Annotated in this window: 19 protein-coding genes and 1 pseudogene; 10 read left to right on the forward strand and 10 right to left on the reverse strand. The window is 71.5% G+C overall.

Going from position 1 to position 23,749, the window contains the following annotated elements:
• Both ACIRFL_RS41215 and ACIRFL_RS41220 read right to left on the reverse strand, forming a co-directional pair.
• Positions 1 to 422 (reverse strand): WXG100 family type VII secretion target (locus tag ACIRFL_RS41215; RefSeq protein WP_404040098.1); only part of this gene is annotated, 422 nt, incomplete at its 3' end.
• An 85-nt stretch (positions 423 to 507) separates the two neighbouring features.
• Positions 508 to 1,230 (reverse strand): SGNH/GDSL hydrolase family protein, encoded by a 723-nt coding sequence (locus ACIRFL_RS41220; protein WP_404040101.1) that lies wholly within the window; start codon positions 1,228 to 1,230, stop codon positions 508 to 510.
• A gap of 57 nt (positions 1,231 to 1,287) precedes the next feature.
• Between ACIRFL_RS41220 and ACIRFL_RS41225 the strand changes: the two genes are divergently transcribed.
• Positions 1,288 to 1,962, forward strand: coding sequence for a TetR/AcrR family transcriptional regulator (locus tag ACIRFL_RS41225; RefSeq protein ID WP_404040104.1), 675 nt, complete (start codon positions 1,288 to 1,290; stop codon positions 1,960 to 1,962).
• Between the two features lie 19 nt (positions 1,963 to 1,981).
• On the opposite strand, the gene ACIRFL_RS41230 is transcribed toward ACIRFL_RS41225, so the two are convergent.
• The 3 genes from ACIRFL_RS41230 to ACIRFL_RS41240 form a co-directional block, all read right to left on the reverse strand.
• Positions 1,982 to 3,289, reverse strand: coding sequence for a GH1 family beta-glucosidase (locus tag ACIRFL_RS41230; RefSeq protein WP_404040106.1), 1,308 nt, complete (start codon positions 3,287 to 3,289; stop codon positions 1,982 to 1,984).
• Between the two features lie 204 nt (positions 3,290 to 3,493).
• Positions 3,494 to 3,760, reverse strand: a complete 267-nt coding sequence (locus ACIRFL_RS41235; protein WP_404040109.1) for a protealysin inhibitor emfourin — start codon at positions 3,758 to 3,760, stop codon at positions 3,494 to 3,496.
• A 20-nt stretch (positions 3,761 to 3,780) separates the two neighbouring features.
• Positions 3,781 to 4,851: a M4 family metallopeptidase gene (locus ACIRFL_RS41240; RefSeq protein ID WP_404040111.1), complete on the reverse strand. Its 1,071-nt coding sequence runs from the start codon at positions 4,849 to 4,851 to the stop codon at positions 3,781 to 3,783.
• A gap of 337 nt (positions 4,852 to 5,188) precedes the next feature.
• Between ACIRFL_RS41240 and leuA the strand changes: the two genes are divergently transcribed.
• From leuA to ACIRFL_RS41255, 3 genes are all read left to right on the forward strand, one after another.
• Positions 5,189 to 6,910 (forward strand): 2-isopropylmalate synthase, encoded by a 1,722-nt coding sequence (leuA, locus tag ACIRFL_RS41245; RefSeq protein ID WP_404040114.1) that lies wholly within the window; start codon positions 5,189 to 5,191, stop codon positions 6,908 to 6,910.
• Between the two features lie 184 nt (positions 6,911 to 7,094).
• The gene (locus tag ACIRFL_RS41250) at positions 7,095 to 7,790 is read left to right on the forward strand and encodes a TerB family tellurite resistance protein (RefSeq protein ID WP_404040116.1); all 696 of its coding nucleotides are present in this window, start codon (positions 7,095 to 7,097) and stop codon (positions 7,788 to 7,790) included.
• A gap of 222 nt (positions 7,791 to 8,012) precedes the next feature.
• Positions 8,013 to 9,185: an exo-alpha-sialidase gene (locus ACIRFL_RS41255; RefSeq protein ID WP_404040119.1), complete on the forward strand. Its 1,173-nt coding sequence runs from the start codon at positions 8,013 to 8,015 to the stop codon at positions 9,183 to 9,185.
• 147 nt (positions 9,186 to 9,332) lie between these two features.
• On the opposite strand, the gene ACIRFL_RS41260 is transcribed toward ACIRFL_RS41255, so the two are convergent.
• The 5 genes from ACIRFL_RS41260 to ACIRFL_RS41280 all read right to left on the reverse strand — a co-directional run bounded on the left by ACIRFL_RS41260 (position 9,333) and on the right by ACIRFL_RS41280 (position 16,084).
• A complete protein-coding gene (locus ACIRFL_RS41260; protein ID WP_404040122.1) occupies positions 9,333 to 10,283 on the reverse strand; it encodes a dihydrodipicolinate synthase family protein in 951 nt (316 codons plus the stop codon).
• A complete protein-coding gene (locus tag ACIRFL_RS41265) occupies positions 10,280 to 11,299 on the reverse strand; it encodes an ABC transporter ATP-binding protein (RefSeq protein ID WP_404040125.1) in 1,020 nt (339 codons plus the stop codon). The genes ACIRFL_RS41260 and ACIRFL_RS41265 overlap by 4 nt, the downstream gene beginning before the upstream one ends.
• Positions 11,300 to 11,524: 225 nt before the next feature.
• Complete coding sequence (locus ACIRFL_RS41270; RefSeq protein ID WP_404040128.1) at positions 11,525 to 13,501, reverse strand: dipeptide/oligopeptide/nickel ABC transporter permease/ATP-binding protein; 1,977 nt, start codon at positions 13,499 to 13,501, stop codon at positions 11,525 to 11,527.
• A complete protein-coding gene (locus ACIRFL_RS41275; protein WP_404040131.1) occupies positions 13,501 to 14,460 on the reverse strand; it encodes an ABC transporter permease in 960 nt (319 codons plus the stop codon). The genes ACIRFL_RS41270 and ACIRFL_RS41275 overlap by 1 nt, the downstream gene beginning before the upstream one ends.
• Before the next feature lie 4 nt (positions 14,461 to 14,464).
• Positions 14,465 to 16,084: an ABC transporter substrate-binding protein gene (locus tag ACIRFL_RS41280; protein ID WP_404040143.1), complete on the reverse strand. Its 1,620-nt coding sequence runs from the start codon at positions 16,082 to 16,084 to the stop codon at positions 14,465 to 14,467.
• A gap of 250 nt (positions 16,085 to 16,334) precedes the next feature.
• On the opposite strand from ACIRFL_RS41280, the pseudogene ACIRFL_RS41285 reads away from it, so the two are divergent.
• From ACIRFL_RS41285 to ACIRFL_RS41310, 6 genes and pseudogenes are all read left to right on the forward strand, one after another.
• A pseudogene (locus ACIRFL_RS41285) lies at positions 16,335 to 17,050 on the forward strand (FadR/GntR family transcriptional regulator).
• A 387-nt stretch (positions 17,051 to 17,437) separates the two neighbouring features.
• Complete coding sequence (locus tag ACIRFL_RS41290) at positions 17,438 to 18,709, forward strand: SH3 domain-containing protein (RefSeq protein ID WP_404040133.1); 1,272 nt, start codon at positions 17,438 to 17,440, stop codon at positions 18,707 to 18,709.
• Positions 18,710 to 19,343: 634 nt separating this feature from the next.
• A complete protein-coding gene (locus ACIRFL_RS41295; protein ID WP_404040136.1) occupies positions 19,344 to 20,135 on the forward strand; it encodes an IPT/TIG domain-containing protein in 792 nt (263 codons plus the stop codon).
• 148 nt (positions 20,136 to 20,283) lie between these two features.
• Entirely contained in the window at positions 20,284 to 21,276 is a 993-nt protein-coding gene (locus ACIRFL_RS41300; protein ID WP_404040138.1) for an IPT/TIG domain-containing protein, read from the forward strand.
• 286 nt (positions 21,277 to 21,562) lie between these two features.
• Positions 21,563 to 22,312, forward strand: a complete 750-nt coding sequence (gene recO / locus ACIRFL_RS41305) for a DNA repair protein RecO (protein WP_404040140.1) — start codon at positions 21,563 to 21,565, stop codon at positions 22,310 to 22,312.
• Between the two features lie 54 nt (positions 22,313 to 22,366).
• Complete coding sequence (locus ACIRFL_RS41310) at positions 22,367 to 23,224, forward strand: isoprenyl transferase (protein WP_404040142.1); 858 nt, start codon at positions 22,367 to 22,369, stop codon at positions 23,222 to 23,224.
• The last annotated feature ends 525 nt before the right edge of the window (positions 23,225 to 23,749 follow it).

The following is a 23,749-nucleotide window of genomic DNA, read 5'->3' on the forward strand; positions in this document are numbered from 1 at the left end:
GCCTCCTTGCCGGCCCGGGTCACCCACGAATCGGCCGAGGACAGACGGGACTTGGCCGAGGCGAGGTCGGACTGCGCCTCCTTCGCCCTGGCCAGGGCCCGGTCCGCGAGGGCCTGCGCCCGTTCCAGCTCCGGCCAGAATCCGGCGAGGGCGTCGCCGCACATCGCATACGACGTCCTCAGCTTCTTCAGGTCCTTCGGGACGTCCCCGAACTGCTCCTTGAAGGCCTCGGCCGACTTGCCCGCCCACTGAAGCAGTGTGTCCTCGCCCGCCATGCCCTTGACCAGACGCAGCGCGTCGGACACATCGTCCGCGAAGTCGTGCAGCTGCTTCGCCAGGGAACGCACCCGCTGCGGGTCCCCCGGTGTCGGGTCCTTGTCAAGATCCAGCGGATGCCAGTCCGCGGGCCGATGCCCCACCATCCCGCAACCCCCGTCACGTGTGCAGCACTTGTGGCGCCTATGCCGTGGCCAAGGTACTTGATCCGCGGCTCGCGGGCGGTGCCGTTCAGGCGTCTGCCGTGGGCGGCGGGCAGGCCGTCTCCGCGAGCGTCGCCAACCGGGAGGCGAGGACCCGGCCCCAGGCGCGGTAGCCCGCGGGGGACGGGTGGAACCGGTCGGCGGCCAGCCAGTCGCCGGGGAGGTCCGGCGGGCCACCGGAGGGAAGATGGAAGACGGCGACTCCCCTCGTGGCCGCCGTCTTCAGTTCGTGGTCCAGCGCGCGGACGTAGAGCGACATCGGCAGGCGCCGCCGGCGCGGCAGGGCGGCCAGGCCGTCGATTCTCGGCAGGCCCGCGAAGACCACCGGGACGTCCTCGCCGAGCCGCAGGCGTAGGTCGCGGATCAGGGACTCGGCGTCCCGGCGGAACGCGCCCGGCCTGCGCAGCCGCAGCGCGTCATTGGTGCCGGCCACCACCAGGACCAGCTGCGGGCGCCAACGGGTCGTCGGATCGGTCAGACCCGACAGCAGACCGCGCCGCACCCCGGAGAGCGTCGCGCCCGCCTTCGCCGTGACCCGCCAGGACACCGCCCGGCCGGTCAGCGCCGTCAGGGCCTGCGCCGTCTGGCCGGTGAGCGCGTCCTGGTGGTTCGGCGCGCCCACGCCCGCCGCCACCGAGTCCCCGAGCACCGCGAGCCGCAGCGCGGGCTCCGTGCCCTCCGTGGTTCCCGTGTCGTCCCCCGCCGCCTCCGGCAGCCGTACCGGTCGCGTTCGCGTCCCCGTCCTGCGCATGCGCCGAGCCCCCCGTCCATAACGCTGTTATGTCTATAACAGCGTTATGCTCGGCTCGTGTCAACCCAGAACCCGGATCCGGCGGCGCCAGGACGCGGCGGCCCCACCCTCCGCCGCCGACTGCTCGACGAGGCCGCCCGCGTCCTCGCCGAGGAAGGGCCCGGCGCGCTCAGCGCACGGCGGCTCGTCCGGGCCGTCGGCGCCTCCACCATGGCCGTGTACACCCACTTCGGGTCCATGCCGGAACTGGTGCGCGAGGTCATGAAGGAGGGCGTCGACCGGTTCCTCGCCCGGGTACGGGAGGTGCCGCCCGCCGACGCGCCCGACGCCGACCCCGTCCGTGAACTGGCCGGACTCTGCCGCGCCTACCAGGACTTCGCCCGCGCCGAACCCCATGTGTACGCCGTGCTGTTCGGCGGCTCCGCGCTCGCCGGGTTCGAACTCAGCGAGGCCGACCGGTCCATGGGGGTCGCCCTGCTGCGCTTCCCGCGCGATGCCATCCGCCGGTGCGCAGGCGCCGGCCGGTTCCACGCCGACGCGGACGCCGATCTCCTCGTACGCCAGCTGTTCGCGCAGATGCACGGGCTCGCCCAACTCGCCCGCGCCGGTTACATCCTGGGCCGCTACGGCCCGGACGACGTCCTCGCAGGACTGCTGAGGGACTTCGCCGTCGCCGCCGGGGACGAGCCCGCGCGGGCCGCCGCGTCCGTACGCTCGGGGCTGGCCGGGTGACGGCCGCAGCCGCGCCGGGTCACCTCTGGGCCCGCAGCGCGTCCCGGAACCAGCCGTACGACGCCTTCGGGGTCCGGCGCTGCGTCGCGTGGTCGACGTGGACCAGGCCGAAACGGCGGGCGTAGCCCTCCGCCCACTCGAAGTTGTCCAGCAGCGACCAGACGAAGTAGCCGCGCACGTCCACGCCCGCCTCGATCGCCCGGTGCAGGGCCCTGATGTGGCCGTCCAGGTAGGCGATCCGGTCGTGGTCGTCGACGCCCTCGTACGAGCAGCCGTTCTCGGTGATCACCACCGGCGGGAGCCGGTCGCCGTACCGGTCCCGGAACGCGGTCAGCAGCTCCGTCAGGCCCTCCGGGACGACCGGCCAGCCGAAGTCCGTCACCGGGTGTCCCTCGATCTCCCTGAGCGAGAAGGGGAGTTCGGCCGGGATCGGCACGCCGCCGAACTCGGACTCCGTCTGCTGCGGGGCGCCCACCCGGGTCGGGGCGTAGTAGTTGACGCCGTACCAGTCGAGCGGTTCGGCGATGACCTGGAGATCGGCGTCGACGTCGCCCGGCATCAACTCGGCCATGCCGTCCGGGTATCGGCCGAGGAGCAGAGGGTCGGCGAACAGCCGGTTCAGCAGGACGTCGTAGAACTCGGCCGGCGCGGTGTCCTCCGGCGCGGCGGAGGCCGGCCAGGTCGGGCCGTGGGAGTTGGCGATGCCGATGTCGGCGGCGCCGGCCGCGCGCAGCGCTTGTACCGCGAGGCCGTGGGCGAGGAGTTGGTGGTGGGCGACCGGCAGGGCGTCGAAGAGGAGACGTCTGCCGGGGGCGTGCGCACCCAACGCGTGGCCCAGCAAGGTGTGTTCGGCGGGCTCGTTCAGAGTGATCCACTTGGTGACGCGGTCGCCGAGCCGGGCGGCGACCGCCGACACATACGCGGCGAAACGGTGCGCGGTGTCCCGGTCCAGCCAGTCGAGGCGGGCGGGCAGGTCCCAGTGGAAGAGGGTCGGGACGGGGCGCACGCCGGCCGCGCACAGCTCGTCCACGAGACGGTCGTAGAAGTCGAGGCCGCCGGGGGAGTCGACCCGCGGCCAGGAGACCGAGAAGCGGTACGCGTCCACGCCCAGGCCGGACAGCAGCGCCACGTCCTCGCGGTAGCGGTGGTAGTGGTCGCAGGCCACCGCCGCCGTGGAGCCGTCCTTCACCTTCCCCGGCTCGTCCGTGAACACATCCCACACGGAGCGCTGCCGCGCTCCCACGGCCCCCTCGATCTGGTGCGCCGAGGTCGAAACCCCCCACAAAAACCCGTCCGGAAACCGAGGCAAGGGATCACCAGTCACCATGCCCGCGATAATCCGCACCCCCACCCCCAAAGTCAACGCCCGACAAACAAACAGACGTTGCCCACAGCGCGCCCCGTCAGGGGCGCGGGGAACTGCGCGATCAACCACAACGAACCCGCAGACAAGCGACGACCCTGCACGCCCCGACCACAACGAACGCGCAGACAACCGACGACCGGTTCTTCGGCTGACCCAGCGGAGCGCTCACGCGCCTTCTTTGAGCACCCGCGAGATCAACACCCGCTGCTCCTCCGTCAGATAGGGATCCGTCGCATACACCGTCCTCCCGTCCACCGTGATCTCGTAGTGGAAACCGTCCGGCACGCCGGCCGGCGGCGCGTCCCGGCCGGCGGCGACCGCCCGCTCGGCCAGGGAACGCCACTCGGACGCGTCGGCCCGCCCCGCGGTGTTCACCTCGGCGTGCCGCTCGATGCCCGCGAACCCGCCCGTGCGCCTCACCTGAATCCGCATGGTCCCTGTGTAGTACGGACCTATACCGCCCGCACCCCGACCTGCTGCCACGCCTTCGCCACGGCCCGGTGTTCCTCGCCCTCGCGGTAGCGGGCCCGGGCCGCCGCGACCGTCAGCTTCGCGAAGTCCTCGAAGCCCGCCTGGGCGGACAGTTCGCCGCCGGTCAGCACGTCGTACCAGATCTGCCCGGCCCGTTCCCAGGCGTGCCCGCCGAGCGCGGTGGCCAGCAGGTAGAACGCGTGGTTGGGGATACCGGAGTTGATGTGCACGCCGCCGTTGTCGCGGCCGGTCTTCACATAGCCGGCCATGGTCGCGGGCTGCGGGTCCTTACCGAGGACGTCGTCGTCGTACGCCGTGCCCGGGGCCTTCATCGAGCGCAGCGCCGTGCCGGTGACGCGCGGTGCGAGCAGCCCGGCGCCGATCAGCCAGTCGGCCTCGGCGGCGGTCTGCCCCAGCGTGTACTGCTTGATCAGCGAGCCGAACACATCGGAGACGGACTCGTTGAGCGCGCCGGGCTGGCCGAAGTAGGTGAGGTTCGCGGTGTGCTGGGTGACGCCGTGGGTCAACTCATGGCCGATGACGTCCACCGGGATGGTGAAGTCGAGGAAGACCTCGCCGTCCCCGTCGCCGAACACCATCTGCTCGCCGTTCCAGAAGGCGTTGTCGTAGCCCTCGCCGAAGTGCACGGTGGCGTCCAGGGGCAGGCCGGAGCCGTCGATCGAGGCGCGGCCGTACGCCTTCAGATACAGCTCGAAGGTGGCGCCGAGACCCGCGTAGGCGCGGTTGACGGTGGCGTCCGCGCCGGGTTCGGAGCCCTCCTCGCGGACCTTCGCGCCGGGCAGGTCCTGCCGGTGCTCGGCGTCGTAGACGGTGCGCCGCGGGCGGTCGGCGGCGGCGCCCGCGGGCGGGGCGACGGCCGGCGCGCCGAGGACCGTGGTCAGCCGGCGGTGGGTGCGCTCGTAGGCGTCGCGCTCCAGGGTCCGGCGGGCCGGGCCGGACAGCGCGGAGTCCTCGTGCTGGGCCAGCCGGTCCAGGACGTGCGGCGGGACGATGGTGCAGAAGACGGGCTCGAAGCCCCCGTTCGTCGTCATGACCGCACCATTGCACCGAGTGACCACATTGTCACTACTGGCAACCGTGATGGGGGAAATACCGTGACAAGAGATCCGCCCCGCTCACACAGAGTGGTGTGACGCACTCTTTGTCCCGTTTGTTCTCCTGGTCCCGCATACTGATACGGGCCCGCGCATCCGGCGCGGCTCGGCTAGGCTGCGGAGCATCATGCGTTTCGGGCTGCTTCTCCTTAGCTGCCGCGGCGAGGGCCTGTAGTCGAGGCCGACTCCCTCCCCGCGGAGCTTGGCGTTGCGTCGTCGGCCGTCCTTCCGGACACCGGACACGACCGGACATCTTCGAGGAGCCCACGCCATCATGGCCAACCGCCAGCAGCCCAGTTCCATGCCGATCCACAAGTACGGCCGGTACGAGCAGGTAGACATCCCCGACCGGACCTGGCCCGACCGGCGGATCACCGTCGCCCCGCGCTGGCTCTCCACCGACCTGCGGGACGGCAACCAGGCCCTCATCGACCCGATGTCGCCCGAGCGCAAGCGCCGCATGTTCGACCAGCTGGTCAAGATGGGCTACAAGGAGATCGAGGTCGGCTTCCCCGCCTCCGGCCAGACCGACTTCGATTTCGTGCGTTCGATCATCGAGGAAGAGGGCGCGATCCCGGACGACGTCACGATCTCCGTGCTGACCCAGGCCCGCGAGGACCTGATCGAGCGGACCGTGGAGTCCCTGAAGGGCGCGAGGCGCGCCACCGTCCACCTCTACAACGCCACCGCTCCGGTCTTCCGCCGGGTCGTCTTCCGCGGCTCCAAGGACGACATCAAGCAGATCGCCGTCGACGGCACCCGTCTGGTGGTGGAGTACGCCGAGAAGCTGCTGGGCCCGGAGACCGAGTTCGGCTACCAGTACTCGCCCGAGATCTTCACCGACACCGAGCTGGACTTCGCGCTGGAGGTCTGCGAGGCGGTCATGGACGTCTGGCAGCCCGGCCCGGGCCGCGAGATCATCCTCAACCTGCCTGCCACGGTGGAGCGTTCGACCCCCTCGACACACGCGGACCGCTTCGAGTGGATGCACCGCAATCTGTCCCGCCGCGAGCACGTCTGCCTGTCCGTCCACCCGCACAACGACCGCGGCACCGCCGTCGCCGCCGCCGAGCTGGCGCTGATGGCCGGCGCCGACCGCATCGAGGGCTGCCTGTTCGGGCAGGGCGAGCGCACCGGCAACGTCGACCTGGTCACCCTGGGCATGAACCTGTTCTCGCAGGGCGTCGACCCGCAGATCGACTTCTCCGACATCGACGAGATCCGTCGCACGTGGGAGTACTGCAACCAGATGGAGGTCCACCCGCGCCACCCGTACGTGGGCGACCTGGTCTACACGTCCTTCTCCGGCTCCCACCAGGACGCCATCAAGAAGGGCTTCGACGCCATGGCGGCCGACGCGAAGGCCAAGGGCGTCAGCGTCGACGACATCGAGTGGGCCGTGCCGTACCTGCCGATCGACCCCAAGGACGTCGGCCGCTCCTACGAGGCCGTCATCCGCGTCAACTCGCAGTCCGGCAAGGGCGGCATCGCCTACGTCCTGAAGAACGACCACAAGCTGGACCTGCCGCGCCGGATGCAGATCGAGTTCTCGAAGATCATCCAGGCGAAGACGGACGCCGAGGGCGGCGAGGTCACCCCGGGCGAGATCTGGGCCACCTTCCGCGACGAGTACCTGCCCAACCCGGACAACCCCTGGGGCCGCATCCAGGTCAGGACCGGCCAGTCCACCACCGACACGGACGGCGTGGACATGCTCACCGTGGAGGCCACGGTCGACGGCGAGGACACCGTGCTGACCGGCTCCGGCAACGGTCCGATCTCGGCCTTCTTCGACGCGCTGCACTCCATCGGCGTCGACGTACGCCTGCTCGACTACCAGGAGCACACGATGAGCGAGGGCGCCTCCGCGCAGGCCGCCTCGTACATCGAGTGCGCGATCGACGACAAGGTCCTGTGGGGAATCGGAATCGACGCGAACACGACGCGTGCGTCGCTGAAGGCCGTCGTCTCCGCCGTGAACCGCGCGGCCCGCTGACGTCGCTGACCGGCGGTTTCCCGGGTCCGGCCGTTGTGTACGACGGCCGGGCCCACGTCGTTTACCGGCCACTTTGACGCGCAGATAACGGAAAGGTCTCGTACGGGGTACTGACTCCACATCGCCGATGTGGCTAACATCACGCACACGCGGCGATGTTGCCGCAGAGTTTCGGAGGTGCGACGTGCTGCCAGTACGGGGACGAGACGGCCGTGCCACCAGGCTTGCCCGCATCATGGGCACCCGCACCGCGTGGACACCCGTCGGGGACGGCGAGTTCTTCTGCCCCGGGTGCGGGGGCGACCGCAACTACCAGCGGCTCACCGGCCGCCGCCGCTTCACCCTGCTGGGCATGCCCGTCCTGCCGCGCGGCACCACAGGGCCCGTCGTCGAGTGCGCGGCCTGCCGCCACCACTACGGCACCGACGTCCTGGACCACCCGACCACCTCGCGTTTCTCCGCGATGCTCCGCGACGCCGTGCACACCGTCGCCCTCGCGGTGCTGGCCGCGGGCGGCGCCTGCGCCCGTACGTCCCTGGCCGCCGCCGCCAGCACGGTCCGTGCCGCCGGGTTCGCCGACTGCACCGAGGAGCAGCTCGGCGCGCTGGTCGAGGCGCTGGCCGCGGACACCGGCCGGGTCTTCGAGCAGCCGGCCGGCGCGAGCCTGGCGATAGAGCTGCACGAGGCCCTGGACCCGCTCGCCCCGCACCTCGCCCCGGGCGGCCGGGAGTCCATCCTGCTCCAGGCGGCCCGCATCGCCCTCGCGGACGGCCCCTACACCCCCGCCGAGCGTGACGTCCTCGCCACGGTCGGCGCGGCTCTGACGATCTGCTCCGACGACGTGTCCCGCCTCCTGGCAGCGGCCCGGACGCCTTCCTGAGCGGGGCCCGGCCCGCGTCCGCGGTGGCCGGTCCGTCCTGGCGGGCGGCCTGTGGACGTCTGCCGGGCGTGACGTGCCTGTCACGGTCGGTACGGCTCTGACGGTCTGCTCGGACGACGTGTCCCGCCTCCTGGCGGCGGCCCGGACGCCGTCCTGAGCGGGCCAGGACCGCGTCCCTGGTGGCCCGCCTCGCCCTCGCGGGCGGCCCCCATAATGAGGGCGATGACTCTCCTGAGCCGTGTTCTCCTCGCCGCCGCGGTGCTCGCCGCCGCGGCCACCCCGGCCGCCGTAGCCAGGCCCGGCTGCACCTCCTCCGTGCCGTACGCGGCGGGCCGCGGCGGCTACGACACCTACCGCATCCCCGCCGCCGTCAGGACCCGCGCGGGTACCGTGCTCGCCTTCGCCGAGGGCAGGCACGACGGTGTGGGCGACAGCGGCGCCATAGACGTCGTCCTGCGCCGCTCCACCGACGGCGGCTGCACCTGGGGACCGCTCTCGGTGGTCGCCGCGGGGCACGGCGACACCCGGGGCAACCCGGCCCCGGTGGTCGACCCGGACACCGGCGCCATCGTGCTCGTCACCTCGTACAACAGCGGTGCCGTCACCGAGGCGCAGATCATACGGGGCGAGGTGACCCCGGAGCAGGGCCGCCGGGTCTTCGTGCAGCGCAGCGTGGACGACGGCCGGCACTTCTCGCCGCCCCAGGAGATCACGGCCGATGTGAAGCCGGCCGGCTGGCGCTGGTACGCCACCGGGCCCGGCCACGCCGTGGCCCTGACGCACGGCCCGCACGCGGGCCGGCTGGTCGTCCCCGCCAACCACTCCGCGGCCCCGTCGCCCGGATCCACCGACACCGGCCAGGAGGCCAAGTACTACGGCGGCCACGCGTTCTACAGCGACGACGGCGGACGCACCTGGCGGCTGGGCTTCGTCGACGACTCCTACGACGGCCGGACCAACTCCAACGAGTCGACGGCCGCGCAACTCCCCGACGGCAGGCTCTACTTCAACTCCCGTGACCAGAAGGGCAGCAGCCCGGGCAACCGCCTCGACAGCTACTCGAGCGACGGCGGGCGGAGCCTCGACCGACCCTACGCCGTCCAGCCCACCCTGAACGACGTCCCCGTCGTCGAGGGATCCGTCCTGCAGCCGAACGGCCGGCACGCACCGCTGCTGTTCTCCGCGCCGTCCGTGCCGGCCGCTCGCGCGGTGATGGCCGTGTGGCGCAGTACGGATCGCGGTGCGACCTTCAGCAAGGGGTGGACGCTGTCGCTGGACAAGGCCGGGTACTCCGATCTTGTGCAGCTTGACGCCGACACGATGGGGGTTCTTTATGAGACGGGTGCGGCTTCCGCCTATGAGCGGATCGAGTTTCGTCGGCTGCGGGTGACCTAGGCGGTTTTTTGGCTGCGGGTGCGTTGGGGCTGGTCGCTCCCCCAAGTTCTCGGCTTCGCTCGAACAGGGGGGACCCCCATCGCGGCGGAGCCGCACATTGATACAGCCCCGCGCCCCTTTGGGGCGCGCTCTAAGTTCTGCGTGTTCTTAAAGCAGGCCCGCTGCTGCGAGGTATTTGCCTACCTGTTCTGTTTCTGGTGGGGACAGGGGGGTCTGGGGGGCGGCGGTGGTCGGGGAGGTGATGATTCCGCGTAGGTGCAGGGCCGCCTTGAACGCGCCGATCGCCGACGAACCGCCGCCCATCCGTGCCGGATCGCCCACGCCGACCATGCCGAACAGGGCGCACAGCCGCTCCTGTTCCGCCCGGGCGCCCGCCCAGTCGCCGGCCCGGCACAGCCGGTACAGGCGGACGTAGCCGTGCGGGTCGACGTTGGCCAGGCCGGGCACGGCTCCGTCGGCGCCCAGCGCCAGCGCCGCGTCCACGACCACCTCGGAACCGGTGAGCACGGAGAACCCCGCACCGCCGGTCAGACCCCGTGCGCCCGTCACGACCTCGCGGAAGCCGCCCAGGTCACCGCTGGAGTCCTTCAGCCCGGCCAGCACCCCGTCCCGGGCCAGCTCCAGCACCAGTCCTGCGGGCAGCTTGGAGTGCACGGCGACCGGGATGTCGTAGGCGATGACCGGAACCGTGCTGCGCCGCGCGACCAGCCGGAAGTGGCGGGCGATCTCCGCGGGGTGGGTACGGGCGTAGAAGGGCGCGGTGACGACGACCGCGTCGGCGCCCGCCGCCGTCACCGCCGCGACATGGTCGAGCACCCGGGGTGTCGTCATGTCGATCGCCCCGGCCAGTACCGGCAGCTGGCCCGCCACATGCCCCGTGACCTCCTGCACCACTTGTCGCCGCTGCCGGTCGGTGAGGTACGCGGCCTCCGAGGTCGAGCCGAGCACGAACAGGCCGTGCACGCCCGCCTCCACCAGATGGTCGACGAGCCGGAGCAGCGAGGGGACGTCGACCTCGCCCTGCGGTGTCAGGGGAGTGCACACGGGCGGTACGACACCGGACACCCCGGTCGGGCCGTTCGGGGCGGGGAAGGTCATGGCGGCTCCCTGGGAAGACTCTGGCGCACGAGGTCGCGGGTCGACTGGTCCTCCTCCACAGGATGATGACAACGGTAGCGATGTGCCGGGTGCGACGCGGCCGAAAAGTCCGGCATGACCGCGGCGCAGCGGTCGTCCGCGCGCCAGCAGCGGGTACGGAACGGGCAGCCGCTCGGCGGCCGGGTCGCCGACGGCACGGGGCCGGCCAGCGGAATCGGGACGATCGGGTCGAGCAGGCCGGGCGTCGCGGAGAACAGGGCCCGTGTGTACGGGTGCCGGGCCCGGTCGGTGACCCGGTCCGCCGGGCACTCCTCGACGATCCGGCCGAGGTACATGGTGATCACCCGGTCGCTCATCCGCCGCACCGTCTGGATGTCGTGGGAGACGAAGACCAGCGCGAGACCCAGCCGCTCCCGCAGGTCCAGCAGCAGATTGAGGATCTGCGCGCGTACGGACACGTCCAGCGCGCTCGTCGGCTCGTCGGCGACCACCAGATCCGGGTCGAGGGCCAGCGCACGGGCGATGGCGACGCGCTGCCGCTGGCCGCCGGAGAGCTGCCCGGGCAGGGCGTCGCCGAGGGCCCGGGGGAGACCCACCAGGGCCATCAGCTCGCGCACCCGCTCCTCGCGTGCGGCCCTGGACCCCCGTGCGTGCACGTCCAGCGGGTCCCGCAGGATGCGCCGCACCGGCAGCCGCCGGTTCAGGGCGGTCGACGGGTCCTGGAACACCATTCCGATGCTCGCGCCCACCGTGGCCCGGCGCTCGGCGGCCGGCATGGACCACAGGTCGCGGCCCTTGAAGGACACCGTGCCCGAGGTCGGCCGCACCACCCCCACCAGGACCTTCGCCAGCGTCGACTTGCCGCAGCCGGATTCGCCGACGATGCCGGTGGTCTCGGCGGGGGCGATGGTGAGATCGGCTGCGGTGAGGGCATGGATCCGGTCACGGGCGAGGAGGCCGCCGGTGCGGGCTCGATGGATGACGTGGACGTTGCGCAGCACGACGAGTGAATTCACGTGACCCTTCCGCTTTCGATCGTGACGTGGCCGGTGGCAGGGTTCGGAGCGTTCGTTCGGCGTTGCCGGGTCGCGGCCCGGCGAAGTCCCTCGCGGTTCGACAGCGCCCCGAAGGGGCGCGGGGCTGTGTCGATTTGCGGCTCCGCCGCGCGGGCGCGACCAGCCACGACGGCGCCGCGGACAGCCGACGGCACAGCGCGGCGCATCCAGCGGAGCGCTGCGCGTTCACGTGACCGCCTCGGTTTCGGTCGTCGTCAGGTCGATGGCGGGGTGGTGGCAGGCGGCGGTGTGTGTGGGCGTGCCCCGCGGGTCCGGTGCCGTCGTCCGGCACAGCCCGCCCGCCCGCGGGCAGCGGTCCGTGAACCGGCAGCCCGCCGGGAAGTCGGCCGGTGCCGGGACGACCCCGCTGATCTGGGTCAGCCGCTCGGCCGCCGACTCCAGCGACAGCACGCTGCCCAGCAGCCCACGCGTGTAGGGGTGGGCCGGCGCCGCCACCAGGTCCGCGGTCACGCCGGTCTCCACGATCTGCCCGCCGTACATCACCGCCACCCGGTCGGTGACGTCCGCGATCAGCGCCAGGTCGTGCGAGACCAGGATCAGTGCGAAGCCCAGCTCCGCCCGCAGCCGCAGCAGCAACTCCATGATCTGCGCCTGCACGGTCACGTCCAGGGCGGTCGTCGGCTCGTCGGCGACGATCAGCTTCGGATCACGGGACAGCGCCATCGCGATCAGGACGCGCTGGCGCTGACCGCCGGAGAGTTCGTGCGGATAGCTGCGCAGGGTGCGCTCCGGGTCGAGCCCGACCAGGGTCAGCAGTTCGGCGGCGCCGCGCCGGCCACCGCGCCGCACCAGCTGCTTCAGCTGGGCGCGGATGGTCATCGCCGGGTTCAGCGAGGACAGCGCGTCCTGGTAGACCATCGCCATCTCATGGCCGAGCAGCCTGCGCCGCATGCGCGTGGGCTCGGCGAGCAGGTCCCGCCGGCCGAACCGGATCTGACCGGCGACCCGGGCACCCCTGGGCGGCAACCCCATGATCGCGAGCGCGGTCAGCGACTTGCCGCAGCCCGACTCGCCGACCAGGCCCAGGACCTCGCCGGGCCGCACCTCGAAGCTGATCCCGTCGACCACGTCGACACCCCTGTGCCGGTCCGGGAACCCGATGGCCAGGTTCTCCACCGCGAGCACCGGCTGCCCGCCCGGGTCGGGCAGCGGCCGCGCCCGGGCCCGCAGCCGCCGGGCGGCATCGGCCAGCCCGGGCAGCGGCAGCGGCTCGCCGCCGGGCTCCGGCGCCGCCGGCCGGTCGTCGTGCCCCCGCACGTCCACCTCGCGGGCCGCGGGGGCCGCCCAGGCGTCCGAGACGCCTTCGGCGAGGACGTTCAGGGACAGCACGGTGACCAGCATCAGCAGCCCGGGGAAGACGGTCGCCCACCAGCCGCCGGTCAGCACCATGTTCTTGCCGTCCGCGATGACGCTGCCCCACGACGGGTCCGGCGGCCGCACGCCCGCGCCGATGAACGACAGCGACGCCTCGAAGACGATCGCCTCGGCTACCTGGACGGTGCAGAACACCAGCACCGGCGCCGCGCAGTTGACGGCGACGTGCCGCAGCACGATGTGCGGCGTGCGGGCGCCGATGACCCGTTCCGCGGTCACATAGTCCTCGCCGTACTGGTCGAGGACGTTCGCCCGCACCACCCGGGCCACCGGCGGGGTGAACAGGAACGCGATCGCGCAGATCAGTACGGAGATGCCACCGCCGAACACGGCGACGAGCACCGCGGCGAGCGCGATGCCGGGAAAGGCCATCACCACGTCGAGGCAGCGCATCAGCGTCTCGTCCACCGCCTTGCGTGAGGTGGCCGCGAGCGCCCCGAGCAGCGCGCCCACGACGAGGGCGAGCGCGGTGGCGCCGAGTCCGATGGCGAGGGACCAGCGCGCGCCGTACATCAGCCGGCTCAGGATGTCCCGGCCGAGGCTGTCCTGGCCCATCCAGTGCCCGGCGGAGGGATGCCCGGTGCCGCCGACCGGTGTCTGCTGGTCCAGCGGGTCGTCGGGGGCGAGGAGCGGCGCCAGCAGGGCCGCGAGGACGACGACGGCCAGGAAGCAGACGGCCGCCTTCGACAGGGCGGGCAGCCGGCGCGGGCCGCGCGGCCGGACGCCCGGCCGGGTGAACCGCTCGGTGAGGCTCTTGCGGGTGAGCATCAGGCCGCCTCCCTCAGCCGCGGGTTGACGAGCAGGTAGAGGACGTCGATGACGAGGTTGACCACCACGAACCCGGCGGCCGTCGTCAGCACCACCCCCTGGACCACCGCCGGGTCGCCGTTCTGCACCGCGTCGATCATCAGCTTGCCCATGCCGGGCAGCGAGAAGATCGTCTCGATGACCACCGCGCCGCCCAGCAGATAGCCGACCCGCAGTCCGAGCACCGTCAGCGGGTTGATCAGCGCGTTGCGCAGCACGTTCCGGCCGACCACCACTCGGGGCGGCAGTCCGCTGCCGATCGCCGTCCGCACATAGTCCTTGTCCAGTTCCTCCACGACGGCCGTCCGCACGATCCGGGTGAGCTGCGCGGCCACCGGCAGCGACAGCGCGACCGCGGGCAGCGTCATGGTGCGCAGCCAGCCGGTGAGGGAGTCCGCCGGGTTGACGTAGCCGCCGGTCGGGAACCAGCCCCGGTCCACCGCCAGGTACTGGATCATCAGCAGCGCGAGCCAGAACCCGGGGGCCGCGACCCCGGTCAGGGAGAGGACCCGGATGACCTGGTCGGGCAGCCGGTCCCGGTGGATCGCCGCCGTGACCCCGCCGGCCAAGGCCAGCAGCACCGCGAGGCCGAGACCGAGGAAGGTCAGCTGGAGGGTGAGCGGCAGTGCGGTGGTGACCTGGTCGACGACCGGCGTCCGGGTCAGCGCGCTGGTGCCCAGGTCGCCGTGGAGCAGGTCGCCGACGAAGTGGACGTAGCGCACCGGGAGCGGGTCGAGCAGCCCGTTGCGTTCCCGGAAGTCGTGCAGTTGCCCGGGTGTCGGGTTGGCCCCCTGGAAGAACGCGGACGCCGGGTCGACGTCGGAGAACCGCATCACCAGGAACACGAAGAGCACGATGCCGAGCAGCAGCGGCACCAGCAGCGCGATGCGGTGCAGCAGGATACGGACGACGGCCGTCATGCCGTCAGACCCACTTGGCCTGGAGGAGGTTGACGCCGGGATACGGCTGTGCCCTTATGCCGGTGAGCCGCTTCGGGTCCCAGGCGGTCATCAGCTCGTTGTGCACGACCGGATAGAGCACGGCCTGCTCGGCGACGACGTCGATGTAGTCCTGGACCATCGCCGTCTTCCGGTCCGGGTCCGGCTCCCGGGTCGCCCGGTCCATGTCCTTGAACAGTTGCCTGGCCACCGGGTCGTCGGCCCACCGGGTGTACCGCATCCACAGGTTGGCAGGACCGTAGTTGTAGTGCATGATCAGGTCGGCGTCGAGGCCGAACTGGTTGGGGTTGGAGGCGGCGGCGACGACCTGGTAGTCCTGCTTCTGGTCCAGCTTGGTGAACACGGCCGTGGTCTCCTGCGGGGACAGTGTCGTCCGCACGCCGATCGCGTCCCAGGACGCCTTGATGGTCGGCAGGCAGTCCGCGATCCAGCTGACGTTCACCGCGAGGACGTCGATCTTCAGGTTCCGCACCCCGGCCGCCGCGAGCAGCGCCTTCGCCTTGGCCGGGTCGTGGTCGTACACCGTCTTCGCCCGCCGGTAGGCGGGGTTGCCCTCGTTGAGGAAGGACGACGACGGCTTCCCGTGCCCCTTCAGCGCGACCTCGACCATCTTCCGGGTGTCGATGGCGTAGCGCAGCGCCTGCCGGACCCGTACGTCGTCGAACGGTTTGTGCGCGGTGTTGAACATCAGGAACAGGTTGTTCATCCCGGCCCCGCCCGCGACGCTCAGCCCGCCCCGCTCCAGCCGGGGCACGGCGGCGTACGGGATGTTGTCGGCGATCTGCGCCCCGGTGTCGGCTCCGGAGATCCTCGCCACGCGCGGGGCGGCGTCGACGATGGTCAGCCAGTTCATCTTCTGGAACGCGGGCCTGCGCGGACCGTTGTAGTCGGCGAACGCCTCGAAGGTGGTGTTCGACTTCGGGTGGTGCGCGGTCTGCCGGTACGGCCCCGAGCCGATCGCCTTGCCCCTGATCGCGTCGTCCCACGCCCCGGGCCGCGAGAAGACGTGCTTCGGCATGATCTTGGCGAGGGTGAGCCGGGAGAGCCCGTCCGGGAAGGGGAACTTGAGGACCAGCTCCACGTTCCGCGCGTCGACCTCGCGGACCTCCTTCAGCCAGCTCTCGAAGAAGCCCTTGGCGAGGGTCTGGGTGCCCGGGTCCAGGATCCGGTCGAAGACGAAGACCACGTCGTCGGCCGTCACCGGCTTGCCGTCGTGGAACCGGGCGCCCGGCCGCAGCGTGAACCGCCACGTGGTGGCGTTCGGGTCGGCCGGTGCCCGGGTGGCCAGCGCGGGGTAGGGGTCCCGGGAGATCGGGTCGGTGTCCAGCAGCCCCTCGTAGATGTGGTGGTTGGCGGCCATGCAGAACGCGGACGCCGTTTGCGTCGGGTCCCAGCTGCCGTCGTTGCCGTAGCCGATCACCGCGGTCAGCGTGCGGTTCCTGCCGCCCTCGCCGCCGGTGTCGTTCGTCGACTCGGGCCCGGCCGAACAGGCCGCGAGCGACGGGGGGAGCGCGGCGGCGGCACCCAGCGCGCCGCCGTACTTCAGGAACGACCGGCGGTGCGGGGCCGGCACCACGTGGGTCATGTCGTCGCGCACGGTTTCCTCCAGGGGGTCCGGAACAGGGTTCGCAAAGAGGGTGGAGGGATACGGCAGAGGAGATACGACGTCCTACGTCCGGCCGGTCAGCGTGACCATAGGAGCGCCCGTGGGACCGGTCAAGGGATCGCACACGAATGGCGTAGCCGCCAGAGGTCGCACCAATGACTCAAGGAATGGCGGGAGTTGGCGCTGGTGGCGCCGGGAGATGGGACGTGGGACGTCCGCTGCGCGTAGCATGCGGCGCATGCCCGCCGGGGAGCCCAGGACCAACCGGATACAGCGCGCGGTCGTCCAGCTGTCCTCGACCGCGGGCTCCGGCCCGGTGCTCCGCTGCCCACCGAGACGGAGCTGATGGGCCGCCTTGGCGTCAGCCGCAACTCCGTCCGCGAAGCACTCAAGGCGCTCCAGGCCCTGGACATCGTGGAGATCCGGCACGGCTACGGCAGCTACGTCGGCCGGGCCTCCCTCGCCCCGCTGGTCGACGGCCTCACCTTCCGCACGCTGACCCGGCACGACGACGACCCCGGTGCCCTGGCCGAGGTCCTTCAGATCCGCGAGGTGCTGGAGGAGGGGCTGATCCGCCGGGTGGCGGCGACGGTGACCGAAGCGGACCTGGACCGGCTGGAGTCGGTGGTCTCCCGGATGGAGGCGGCGGTCCTTGCCGGCCGCCCCTGCCCCGAACTGGACCGCCGGTTCCACGAGTTGCTGTACGTCCCGCTCGGCAACGCCCTCGTGCCGCAGCTCCTCGGTGCGTTCTGGACGGTGTTCCGCCGGGTCTCCGGCGCCCGCGGCCGGCTGGACGACCCGGCGCCCGAGGTCACCGTCCGCCGGCACCGCGACATCCTCACCGCGCTGCGCGCCCGGGACGTCGCGGGCGCGCAGCACGCGATGGCCGTCCACTTCCGCGGCATCGAGGCAGGCGCGGCACAGGAGTCACGGGGAGTCGGATGAGCGGTCCGGTGCGAGCTTATGAGCAGACTATTTGCGAGCTCCCCGGACCATCCCTGTGCCGCTTTTGAGTCACTAGGGCCAAGTTTTCTTATGTTCTTGACGGAATGTGAAGTTTGCTGTTCGCACCTCATCCCTCACGCTTCGTCAGGAAAGGCACGGTGGGTTTTGGTGCATGGGGCTGTCAAGGCCAGGGGCGTCTCGTCGCTGGCACTCGGGGCCGTGAGCCTCGGCCTTACCTGGGGCCTGTGCGGCCCCGTCGCCGCACAGGCGCAGTCGGCGGAGGGCCGGGCGAACGCCCAGGCCGCCGCCTCGCAGGCGGCGCGGTTCGCCAAGGGAGCGGGGGTGAACAGACACCAGCGGCTCCTTCGGGCCGCGGTCACGGGGACGGTGACCGCGACCACGGGCGTGAACATCCGTCAGCAGCCCTCGACCGACTCGGCGGTTTTGGGCTCGTTCCCGTTCGGGGCGAGCGTCAGCATCCTGTGCTGGGACGTGGGCACTCCGGTGGACGGGAACACCGTCTGGTACCAACTGGCGGACCGCCCCGGCTGGGTGACCGCCCGCTGGGTCGCCGCGACCGGCGTCCCGTACTGCGACGGCCAGGTCGGCCCGACCGGTGCGACGGGCCCGACGGGTCCGACCGGCGCGAACGGCCTGAACGGAGCCACCGGCGCGACGGGTCCGACGGGCGCGGCCGGCTTGAACGGCGTGACGGGTCCGACGGGCGCTGCTGGGTTGAACGGTGCGACGGGTCCGACGGGCGCTGCTGGGTTGAACGGTGCGACGGGTCCGACGGGCGCTGCTGGGTTGAACGGCGTGACGGGTCCGACGGGCGCGGCTGGGCTGAATGGTGCGACGGGTCCGACGGGCGCGGCTGGGCTGAATGGTGCGACGGGTCCGACGGGCGCGGCTGGGTTGAACGGTGCGACGGGCCCAACCGGTGCCGCTGGGATGAACGGTGCTACGGGTGCCACTGGCGCCGCCGGTTTGAACGGCGCGACCGGAGCCACCGGCCCGACGGGTGCGGCTGGTCTGAACGGTGCTACCGGCGCGACCGGCGCGACGGGTGCGGCCGGTTTGAATGGTGCTACCGGCCCGACGGGTGCGGCCGGTTTGAACGGCGCGACCGGTCCGACGGGTGCGAACGGTCTGGACGGCGCGACGGGTCCCACTGGTCCGACGGGCGCGGCCGGTCTGGACGGCGCGACGGGCGCGGCCGGTCCCACGGGTGCGGCCGGTCTGGACGGTGTGACGGGTCCGACCGGTCCGACGGGTGCGAACGGCCTGGCCGGTGTGACGGGTCCGACGGGCGCCGTCGGTGCCACGGGTCCGACCGGTCCCACCGGTTCCGACGGTGTCGCCGGCCCCACCGGTCCCACCGGGCCGACGGGCCCCGCCGGCACCACACAGACCCAGGCGCTGGACTCGCCCCTGAACCCGCAGACGATCCCCGCCGGCGGCACGATGACGCTCCAGGGAGGTGACTGCAGCACCCTCGGCTCCTACATCGCCGTCAGCGGCGGGGAGAGCCAGGTGTCGGGGTCGGGTCTGGTACAGACGCTCACGAGCACTCCGGGTAACGCCTGGACCATCACCGTCACCAACCCCGGCGCCGACGCCGCCACCGTCAACGTCGTGTCGCTCTGCCAGCCGATCTGATATCCCGAACGGAGAACACAAGAGCAAGCGGTCCGTGCCGCCCCGCCTGTCCGGTGGGCGGCACGGACCGCTTTTCGCGTTCGGCCGGACATCGTCAACGCAGTGTTATTTTAAGACTTAGGTGCGCCGGAGCACTTTTCCGGGCCGTTCGCGCAGGTGGTACGCCTGTGGTGCAGGCGGCCGTGCGCTGCTCCGAATGAGCGAATCGATTGCCCCGCTCTTGCGGTGACGGTCACTCAGATGGATTACTGAGTTTTGACAGATTGACTGAGTCTCATGGTCATGCTCAGCACTGGCTGAAGTCGATGACCCCGCGCCTGCGGCGCCTCCCCTCTCCCTTTCTCCCGTACTTCCGTTTCCCGTCACCTCCTCACCGTTGAACCGGCTCGGGACGAGCCGCCGTTCCGTTGAGGCCGCGGAAGCCGCGCATGCGGGGCACTTCCCGCCCCGCTCCGCGCATCCGCCCTCCGCATATCCCGGCCCGCGCGAGCATGCGCCGACGCCGGGCACAGCACCGTTCCACCGCCCGGACGGGCCGGCATGTCCCGTCCCTCCTGAACACTCCTGGCCGGAAAGACCGTTCGGCCAACGCCATCACCGCCCGATCACGCGGCCAACCGCGAAAGGAATCAACATGGCAACCATCACCTCGATCAGCACGGGCAACCCCGGTTCGGCCGGACAGCTCATGACGATCAACGGAACCGCCCTGTCGACGGCCACCAGGGTCAACTTCGGCAACAAGTCGGCCCCCGCCACCGTCGTCAGCAGCACGCAGATCACCTGCTCCATCCCGTCGCTGTGTGCCGGGCAGTACAACATCAACGTCACGGCCGGCACATCGACCACCAACTCCCTGCCGTTCTTCTACGCCGCCACCCCGGCCGTCGCGGCCGTGACACCCACCGCGGGTCCGGCCAGCCCCGGCACCATCACCGTCAGCGGCAGCGGCTTCCTGAACGCCACGGGGGTGACCTTCGGCGCCATCGGCGCGGGCACCGCGGTGACCGTGGTCAACGACAGCGAGATCACCGTCACCGCGCCCGCGCACGGCGCCTTCACCGGCTGCCAGGACACCGTCGACGTCACCGTCACCACCCCGGGCGGAACCAGCACCACGAGCGTCACCGACCAGTTCGTCTACTTCAACGCCCCCGCGGTGACCAGCCTCAGCCCGGCCACCGGGCCCGCCGGAACGAACGTCACTGTCACGGGCACGTGCTTCGACAACGTGGTCAACGCGACGTTTACGCCGACCGCCGGCGGCGCCGCGATCCCGGCCGACAGTTTCACCTCCGCCTCCGAGACCCAGCTGATCGTCGTCGTCCCCGCCGGCCTCACCGCGGGCACGACCTACGACCTCCAGGTCATCACCCCCGGCGGCACCAGCGCGATCGTCGCCGGCGACGTGTTCACCGGCGCCTGACCCCACCCGCCCAGGGCCGCCGATCGCCCCTTCCCTCCGCGACGGCCGCCCTGGGCACCTCCTCGGGAGCGCACCGGCCGCCGTGCCCCGACCCGGCTCCTGGCCGGGGCACGGCGGCCCCCGCTCCGGCACGTGGAAAGGAGCACCCATGGCGCCGACCATCACCGGCCTCAGCCCCACCCAGGGGCCGGCCGCGGGCGGTACGCCCGTCACGCTCACCGGCAGCGGCTTCACCGGTGCGACGGCGGTCAGGTTCGGCACGAACCCGGCACAGTTCAGCACGCTCAGCGACACCACCATCTCCTGTACGAGCCCAGCCGGTTCGGGCTCGACCGCCGTCACCGTCACCAGCCCCGCCGGCACCAGCAACAGCGTGACCTTCACGTATCTGCCCGCCCCGGTGATCAGCTCGATCACCCCGGCCCAGGGCCCCGCCGCCGGCGGGAACACCGTCACGCTCACGGGCACCGCGCTCTCCGGCGCCACCGTCGTGTTCGGCGGCCACAGCGCCACCGTCACCGGCAACACCGGCACCCAGATGACCGTCCAGGCCCCCGCGGGCCCGGCGGGTGCCGTCAACCTCACCGTCACCACGAACGGAGGCACCAGCACACCGGTGGCCTACTTCTACGTCCCCCTGCCGAGCGTGGACAGCGTCTTCCCCGTTCTGGGATCGACCCTGGGCGGCACCACGGTGACCATCACGGGCAGCAATCTGACCCTCGCCAGCGCCGTACGCTTCGGCTCCCGCGCGGCCTCCGGAGTCACCGTCGTCTCGGACGGCCAGATCACCGCCCCGGCCCCGTTCGGTTCCGGAACCGTCACCGTCACCGTCACCACGCCGGGCGGCACCAGCCTTCCCGGGGTCGGCGACCCCTACTACACCTACGTCGCCCAGCCGGTCGTCTCCGGCCTCAGCCCCAACCAGGGGCCGGCCGCCGGCGGAAACAGCATCACCATCACCGGCAGCAACCTGACGTACACCGAGGGCGTCACGGTCGGCGGCACGCCGGCCGAGTTCGTCACCGTCTCCGACACCAACGTGGTCGCCGTCGCACCCGCAGGCACCCCCGGCACGGCCGCAGTCACCATCCACACCCCGGGCGGCACCAGCAGCGCCGGCTACCAGTACACACCGTGAAACCCGAGCACCCGCGGCGGTATTGCCGGGCCGTGCCCCAAAGGGGCGCGGGGAACGGCGCGCCCAGCCACAACGCACCCGCGGCAGCGTACGGCGGTGTGTGGCCCTTACAGTGCCGGGGTTGGTTTTGCCAGCGGGGCCGTGCCCCAAAGGGGCGCGGGGAACTGCGCGCCCAGCCACAACGCACCCGCGGCAGCGCACGGCGCCCGAGCGCCCCGGACCGATATGTGGACGCCCGCCACAGCGCACCGCACCGCGCACCGACCGCATGCGGAAGAATGGCCACATGACTCTGTTCCGCGACGACGGCATCGTGCTGCGCACCCAGAAGCTGGGCGAGGCGGACCGGATCATCTCGCTGCTCACCCGCGGCCACGGACGGGTGCGGGCCGTGGCCCGGGGCGTACGGCGGACGAAATCCAAGTTCGGGGCAAGGCTGGAGCCGTTCTCCCACGTAGACGTGCAGTTCTTCGCGCGCGGCAGCGAACTCGTCGGCCGCGGGCTCCCGCTGTGCACACAGAGTGAGACCATCGCACCCTACGGTGGCGGCATCGTCACCGACTACGCCCGCTACACCGCCGGGACGGCGATGCTGGAGACCGCCGAGCGGTTCACCGACCACGAGGGCGAGCCCGCCGTACAGCAGTATCTGCTGCTCGTCGGCGCGCTGCGCACGCTCGCCCGCGGTGAGCACGCGCCCCACCTCGTCCTGGACGCCTTCCTGCTGCGCTCCCTCGCCGTCAACGGCTACGCCCCCAGCTTCGGCGACTGCGCGAAGTGCGGCATGCCCGGGCCGAACCGGTTCTTCTCGGTCGCGTCCGGCGGTTCCCTGTGCGTGGACTGCCGGGTCCCCGGCAGCGTCGTACCCTCACCGCAGGCCCTCGTGCTCCTCGGCGCGCTGCTTACGGGAGACTGGGAGACCGCGGACGCGTGCGAACCGCGGTACGTCCGGGAGGGGAACGGGCTGGTGTCGGCCTACCTGCACTGGCACCTGGAGCGCGGGCTGCGCTCACTCCGGTACGTGGAGAAGTCATAGGCACGGCGTCGGCGCCGGCGGCGCGGACACCGTTAGTAGGGAGACGAGAAGCACATGGTCGTACGCGGGATCCTGGGACGCCAGCGGCGCGAGTACAAGGCGCCGGAGCCGCACCCGTCCGGTGCCCGCGCGCCGAAGCTCCCCGGCGAACTGGTCCCCGAGCACGTGGCCATCGTCATGGACGGCAACGGGCGCTGGGCCAAGGAGCGCGGGCTGCCCCGGACCGAGGGGCACAAGGTCGGCGCGGAGCGGGTGCTCGACGTGCTTCAGGGCGCGGTCGAGATCGGCGTCCGCAACATCTCCCTGTACGCCTTCTCCACCGAGAACTGGAAGCGCTCGCCCGACGAGGTCCGCTTCCTGATGAACTTCAACCGCGACTTCATCCGCAAGAGCCGCGACGAACTCGACGCCCTCGGCATCCGGGTGCGCTGGGTGGGCCGCATGCCCCGGCTGTGGAAGTCGGTCGCCAAGGAACTCCAGGTCGCCCAGGAACAGACCAAGGGCAACGACCTGCTCACCCTGTACTTCTGCATGAACTACGGCGGCCGGGCCGAACTGGCCGACGCGGCGCGGGCGATGGCCGAGGACGTGCGGGCCGGCCGGCTCGACCCCGGCAAGGTCAACGAGAAGACCATCCAGAAGTACCTCTACTACCCGGACATGCCGGACGTCGACCTGTTCCTGCGCCCGAGCGGCGAGCAGCGCACCTCCAACTACCTGATCTGGCAGAGCGCTTATGCCGAGATGGTCTTCCAGGACGTGCTGTGGCCCGACTTCGACCGCCGTGACCTGTGGCGCGCCTGCATCGAGTTCGCCTCCCGCGACCGGCGCTTCGGCGGCGCGATCCCGAACGAACAACTGCTGGCCATGGAAGGAAGGACGGAAGGGGAGCCGCAGGGAGAGACGGACTGAGCGACACGGGGAACACCGGCCACCTCCTGGCCACGGCGCGTTCACACCGGCGGCCGACGATGCGGAAGATCACCCGGTCTTCCGCGTCGCCTCCACGAAACGGACCGCAAAACCCACCTGCCACCCCACCACCAAGACCAGCAAGTTCTGACGGGCGGGCGAAGCAGCGTTTTAGTTCTGTCAGGGCGTAGGGGCGCGAGGAACTGCGCGCCAAGCCACACCAAACCCGCACCCGACACCCAACCCCCACCCCGTCAGGGGCGCGGGGAACTGCGCGCCAAGCCACACCAAACCCGCACCCGGCATCAAACCCGCACCCCCACGGCGCCCAGCCGCGCCAAACCCACCCCACCAACCCAGCGCGGCCGAGCGCACCCCCCTAGGGGCGCGGGGAACTGCGCGCCAAGCCACACCAAACCCGCACCCGGCATCAGAGGGCTTCTCGAAACCGAATGTGCAGCTTGGGGTTCCGTACGGGTGTGCCGTTCAGGTGATTGTGGCTGCGCGGGGGCATGAAGGCAGGGC

The sequence above is a fragment of the Streptomyces sp. NPDC102462 genome (genome assembly GCF_044765425.1).
Lineage (GTDB): Bacteria > Actinomycetota > Actinomycetes > Streptomycetales > Streptomycetaceae > Streptomyces.

Excerpts from the sequence above, each read along its gene's own strand:
- ACIRFL_RS41220 (WP_404040101.1), bottom strand. The coding sequence starts at position 1,230 with ATGCGCAGGACGGGGACGCGAACGCGACCGGTACGGCTGCCGGAGGCG.
- ACIRFL_RS41230 (WP_404040106.1), bottom strand. The coding sequence starts at position 3,289 with ATGGTGACTGGTGATCCCTTGCCTCGGTTTCCGGACGGGTTTTTGTGG.
- ACIRFL_RS41235 (WP_404040109.1), bottom strand. The coding sequence starts at position 3,760 with ATGCGGATTCAGGTGAGGCGCACGGGCGGGTTCGCGGGCATCGAGCGG.
- ACIRFL_RS41240 (WP_404040111.1), bottom strand. The coding sequence starts at position 4,851 with ATGACGACGAACGGGGGCTTCGAGCCCGTCTTCTGCACCATCGTCCCG.
- leuA (WP_404040114.1), top strand. The coding sequence starts at position 5,189 with ATGGCCAACCGCCAGCAGCCCAGTTCCATGCCGATCCACAAGTACGGC.
- ACIRFL_RS41255 (WP_404040119.1), top strand. The coding sequence starts at position 8,013 with ATGACTCTCCTGAGCCGTGTTCTCCTCGCCGCCGCGGTGCTCGCCGCC.
- ACIRFL_RS41260 (WP_404040122.1), bottom strand. The coding sequence starts at position 10,283 with ATGACCTTCCCCGCCCCGAACGGCCCGACCGGGGTGTCCGGTGTCGTA.
- ACIRFL_RS41270 (WP_404040128.1), bottom strand. The coding sequence starts at position 13,501 with ATGCTCACCCGCAAGAGCCTCACCGAGCGGTTCACCCGGCCGGGCGTC.
- ACIRFL_RS41275 (WP_404040131.1), bottom strand. The coding sequence starts at position 14,460 with ATGACGGCCGTCGTCCGTATCCTGCTGCACCGCATCGCGCTGCTGGTG.
- ACIRFL_RS41280 (WP_404040143.1), bottom strand. The coding sequence starts at position 16,084 with ATGACCCACGTGGTGCCGGCCCCGCACCGCCGGTCGTTCCTGAAGTAC.
- ACIRFL_RS41295 (WP_404040136.1), top strand. The coding sequence starts at position 19,344 with ATGGCAACCATCACCTCGATCAGCACGGGCAACCCCGGTTCGGCCGGA.
- ACIRFL_RS41300 (WP_404040138.1), top strand. The coding sequence starts at position 20,284 with ATGGCGCCGACCATCACCGGCCTCAGCCCCACCCAGGGGCCGGCCGCG.
- recO (WP_404040140.1), top strand. The coding sequence starts at position 21,563 with ATGACTCTGTTCCGCGACGACGGCATCGTGCTGCGCACCCAGAAGCTG.
- ACIRFL_RS41310 (WP_404040142.1), top strand. The coding sequence starts at position 22,367 with ATGGTCGTACGCGGGATCCTGGGACGCCAGCGGCGCGAGTACAAGGCG.